Here is a 3,948-nt window from a genome sequence, read left to right on the forward strand (position 1 = left end):
AGAAAAAAGTGAATCGTTATTTTCAGGAAGTCGTCGATGCCCACGAACTGATTAGGCACTGGCTGGGTGACGAAACCGCTGCAATAGAGGTTTGCGACACGCTGTTAGCGCGTTTTAGCCCGGCGTACTCGATGGTCACGCCTGGCGGAGCCATGCTTGATTTTACAGCATTGAATGCGTTCTTCCGTGCCCAGCTCGGCGCGAAGAAGGGGCTGCACATCGCCATTGAGAACATGCAGCTTGTTGCAGAGAGCGCCGAGGGCGCAACCGTGACTTATCAGGAGCGCCAGCAGCTGCCCGGTCAACATGCGACGCTACGTTTCTCAACCGTGGTATTTGAATCCGAACCGGACGGCACGCTCCGCTGGCGGCATCTCCACGAAACCTCTCTCCCTACGCCTTAACGACTTTTCAGTTATCTCACAACGATGCCGCCGCCCTGGCGGCTGTGTCATACAGGGACGATATCGTGCGGAGCAGCTGCGCGGTATCACCAATCGACGCCCCCGAAATGCCGCTTTCCGCATGGATATTGATAAGGCAGGCTTCACGCACGTCGCGGTATTTCATGCATAGCGCTTTACCTTCCTCTGTCGTGGAGAAATAGAGCTCTTTACCGACTTTCTCGCTTGTCACGTAGCCCGCTTTGACCAGCTTTTTCAAGGCGTAGGTCACCACATGGGTATCTTCAACGTTGAGGACGAAACAGATATCCGCCAGCTTCTTTTTACGATTGCGATGGTTCACATGATGCAGCAGCGAGACGTCAAAGGCACCCATATCGGGTTCACCGGCGGCAGTCATGCAGCGCACCATCCATTTATTGAATGCATTGCTGGTCATGATCAGCGCGTATTCCAGCTCCGATAACTCTGCACAGCGCTCCGACACCAGATGACGTGAAGAGACGATCCGGCCATCGTTGATATCGTCGTGGTTCGATGAAGCTTGTGTTTTTAAGGTCATAGCGTTCCTTACGGGAGTGTGACTCTTAGCCAAAAATGTAAACTCAAATCGATAAAATAAGAACATTTTATTGATAAATTGTTTACATGTTTTTGTGGTTCGGATATAGCTTTTTAGTGCTGGTTCTGTGGAGCCGGGCGCAAAACACAACATCGCTCGCCGGAATGCATCACGCTTCGTCCAGATACGAAGTATTAAAAAAATAGCCGTCGGCGCGCAACACTCACTTTGGATAGGGTAAACGTTTATGGACGGTTCGACATTATTGCCGCTGATTGGGATACCCATCGTGGTTATCGGCTTTGCACTACGCTTCAATCCGCTGCTGGTGGTCGTGGTGGCAGGACTGGCAACGGGTCTGCTGGTGGGCATGGATTTTGGTATGTTGCTGGAGACGTTTGGCGAAAAGTTTGTGAATAGCCGTTCGCTGGCAACCTTTATCCTGATCCTGCCTGTTATTGGTCTGCTGGAGTATTACGGGCTGAAAGAGCGGGCTCAGGCCTGGGTGGCGAAGATCGCCAGCGCTACCTCGGCACGTATTCTGATGCTCTACTTTGTGGCGCGTGAAGGAACGGCGGCGCTGGGACTGATGTCGCTTGGCGGTCATGCTCAGACGGTGCGTCCGCTGCTTGCGCCGATGGCTGAAGGGGCGGCGCTGAATGAATATGGCGAGCTGCCGCAGCATATCCGCGACAAAATTAAAGCGCATGCCGCCGCGTGCGACAATATTGCGGTCTTCTTCGGGGAGGATATCTTCATCGCCTTTGGCGCGGTGCTGCTGATTGACGCCTTCCTGAAAGAGAGCGGTATCGAGGGAATTGAACCGCTGCATATCGGCCTGTGGGCCATTCCGACCGCCATCGCGGCATTGGTTATTCATATGACGCGCCTGCTGCGCCTCGATGCAAGCATTCGTCGCGACGTGATGGCCTGGCGAGCAGAACAGGGTACACAGGAGATCGCACCATGATGACGTTAATCACGATTAACCGCGTGTACTACCTGATTGGTTTTGTTGTCATGCTGCTGGTTGTGATGACCCTGCGCGACCGTGCCAATCCTAAACGCTTTACCACCGCGCTGTTCTGGTTTCTGTTTGGCGGCATCTTCCTGTTTGGCGATCTCATGGTGCAGGAGTTGGGCAAGTCGCTGGCGTATCGGATCATTGGCGGCGGCGTCATTCTCATTGCCTTGCTGGCCGGTTTCGGGCTGGTGGGTAAGGGGCACTATAAGATGTCCACTGAGTCCGAACGCGTTGCCTCAGCAAATCGACTGAAAAATTGGCTGTTCCTGCCAGCGCTGATGATCCCGGTGGTTACCGTGATCGGCACCTTGTTCCTGAAAGGCGTGTCGGTGGGCGGGGTCTATCTGCTTGATCAGAAACAGCTCACGCTCGCAGCCCTGTGCGTAGCGTGCGTGGCCGCGATCCTCACCGGCTGGTGGCTGACGAAGGGGACGCCGCTGCATGCGGTGCGCCAGTCTCGTCGCCTTGTTGATACCATCGGCTGGGCGGTGATCCTGCCGCAGATGCTTGCCATGCTGGGCGGCGTGTTTGTGGTGGCGAATACCGGCGAATCGGTGCAGAAGGTGGTCAGCCTGTTTGTGAACCCGGATAGCCGTTTCATGCTGGTGGTGATCTACTGCGTGGGTATGGCGCTCTTCACCATGATTATGGGCAACGCTTTTGCGGCTTTCCCGGTGCTGAGTGCGGGCATCGCCTTACCCTTCCTGATCAACGTACACCACGGTAACCCGGCACCGCTGCTGGCGATTGGCATGTATGCGGGCTATTGCGGCACGCTGATGACGCCGATGGCCGCCAATTTCAATATCGTTCCTGCGGCTCTGCTAGAGCTTAAAGATAAGTACCAGGTGATCAAGATCCAGATCCCGACCGCGCTAACCCTGCTGGTGGTTAACGTGTTCTTAATGTATTTCCTCGTATTTCGCTAAGCGTAGCAATGACTTAAGGAGCTGTTATGGAACTTACTCAACATCAGGCTGACGCGTTTGCCAGAATGCCATTGACCTATTTGCGTCAGGAGTACCCTAACCACATTATGCATCTGCTTAATGACGATGGAGATGTATTGCCGCCCCGCGAACTGCATCCCATTTTCTACGGCTGTTTTGACTGGCACTCGGCGGTGCATGGTTACTGGCTGCTGCTGCGTTGCGTGCGTCTCTATCCAGAGCTGCCGTGCCGGGACGAGATCGTCGCGCTATTTGCTGAACACATAACGGAAGAGAAGGTTGCGCAGGAGCTAGCCTATTTTAACGCGCCGTTTCGCGCCTCTTTTGAGCGCCCTTACGGATACGGCTGGTTGCTGGCGCTGGCTCAGGAGCTAAAGCAATCCGCGTTACCTGAGGCCGTGGGCTGGTATCAGACGCTTCAGCCGTTAACGCAGGATATTCGCGGCAGGCTGATGGATTATCTCACTAAGTTAACGTATCCGATCCGGGTCGGTACCCATTACAACACCGCTTTTGCGCTGGCGCTGGGGCTGGACTACGCTCGTGCGGTGCAGGATGACGCGCTTGAGCAATCGATTGTGGCGGCGGCCAACCGCTTCTATCTCTCTGACACGCGCTATCCGGCTCACTATGAGCCAGGCGGAGACGAGTATATTTCCGGGGCACTTACTGAAGCACTGCTGATGAGTAAGGTAACGGATCGTTTCCCGGCCTGGTTCGATGCGTTTCTTCCTGATGTAGGCGCGGTGTCGGCGCTGATGAACCCGGCGGAAGTGAGTGACCGTACCGATCCCAAAATTGCGCATCTTGATGGTTTGAACCTCAGTCGCGCCTGGTGCATGAAGCATATTGCGAAAGCGTTGCCGACACAGCACGCAGGGCAGCAGGCACTGAGCGAGGCGGTGGGGCGTCATCTTGCGGCTAGCGTAGAGCATGTAGTGGGAAGCCACTACAGCGGCGGGCACTGGCTGGCAAGTTTCGCGCTGCTGGCGCTGGAGTAAGCTTGAG

The 3,948-nt window shown here is 55.2% G+C and carries 5 protein-coding genes; 4 read left to right on the plus strand and 1 reads right to left on the minus strand.

Annotated features, from left to right (window positions below):
• Positions 1–8: 8 nt before the first annotated feature.
• A complete protein-coding gene (locus FN633_RS01485; RefSeq protein WP_154056500.1) occupies positions 9–404 on the plus strand; it encodes a nuclear transport factor 2 family protein in 396 nt (131 codons plus the stop codon).
• Between the two features lie 16 nt (positions 405–420).
• Here FN633_RS01485 and FN633_RS01490 read toward each other — a convergent pair whose 3' ends face one another.
• Entirely contained in the window at positions 421–966 is a 546-nt protein-coding gene (locus tag FN633_RS01490; protein WP_154056501.1) for a winged helix DNA-binding protein, read from the minus strand.
• Positions 967–1,213: 247 nt separating this feature from the next.
• Here FN633_RS01490 and FN633_RS01495 point away from each other — a divergent pair, with 247 nt between their 5' ends.
• Genes FN633_RS01495 through FN633_RS01505 form a run of 3 tightly spaced genes read left to right on the plus strand, consistent with a single transcriptional unit; the run spans position 1,214 to position 3,941 of the window.
• Entirely contained in the window at positions 1,214–1,936 is a 723-nt protein-coding gene (locus tag FN633_RS01495) for a DUF969 domain-containing protein (protein ID WP_042395176.1), read from the plus strand.
• Positions 1,933–2,919 carry a DUF979 domain-containing protein gene (locus tag FN633_RS01500; RefSeq protein WP_154056502.1) on the plus strand — a complete coding sequence of 329 codons (987 nt, stop codon included), beginning with the start codon at positions 1,933–1,935 and terminating at the stop codon, positions 2,917–2,919. Before FN633_RS01495 ends, FN633_RS01500 begins: the two co-directional genes overlap by 4 nt.
• Before the next feature lie 26 nt (positions 2,920–2,945).
• Positions 2,946–3,941, plus strand: coding sequence for a DUF2891 domain-containing protein (locus tag FN633_RS01505; protein ID WP_154056503.1), 996 nt, complete (start codon positions 2,946–2,948; stop codon positions 3,939–3,941).
• Positions 3,942–3,948: the final 7 nt, after the last annotated feature.

The organism is Pseudescherichia vulneris (assembly GCF_902164725.1).
In the GTDB taxonomy this organism is placed as follows: Bacteria; Pseudomonadota; Gammaproteobacteria; order Enterobacterales; family Enterobacteriaceae; genus Pseudescherichia; species Pseudescherichia vulneris.

Coding starts and splice junctions, on each gene's coding strand:
- FN633_RS01505 (WP_154056503.1), top strand. CDS start 2,946: ATGGAACTTACTCAACATCAGGCTGACGCGTTTGCCAGAATGCCATTG.
- FN633_RS01490 (WP_154056501.1), bottom strand. CDS start 966: ATGACCTTAAAAACACAAGCTTCATCGAACCACGACGATATCAACGAT.
- FN633_RS01500 (WP_154056502.1), top strand. CDS start 1,933: ATGATGACGTTAATCACGATTAACCGCGTGTACTACCTGATTGGTTTT.
- FN633_RS01495 (WP_042395176.1), top strand. CDS start 1,214: ATGGACGGTTCGACATTATTGCCGCTGATTGGGATACCCATCGTGGTT.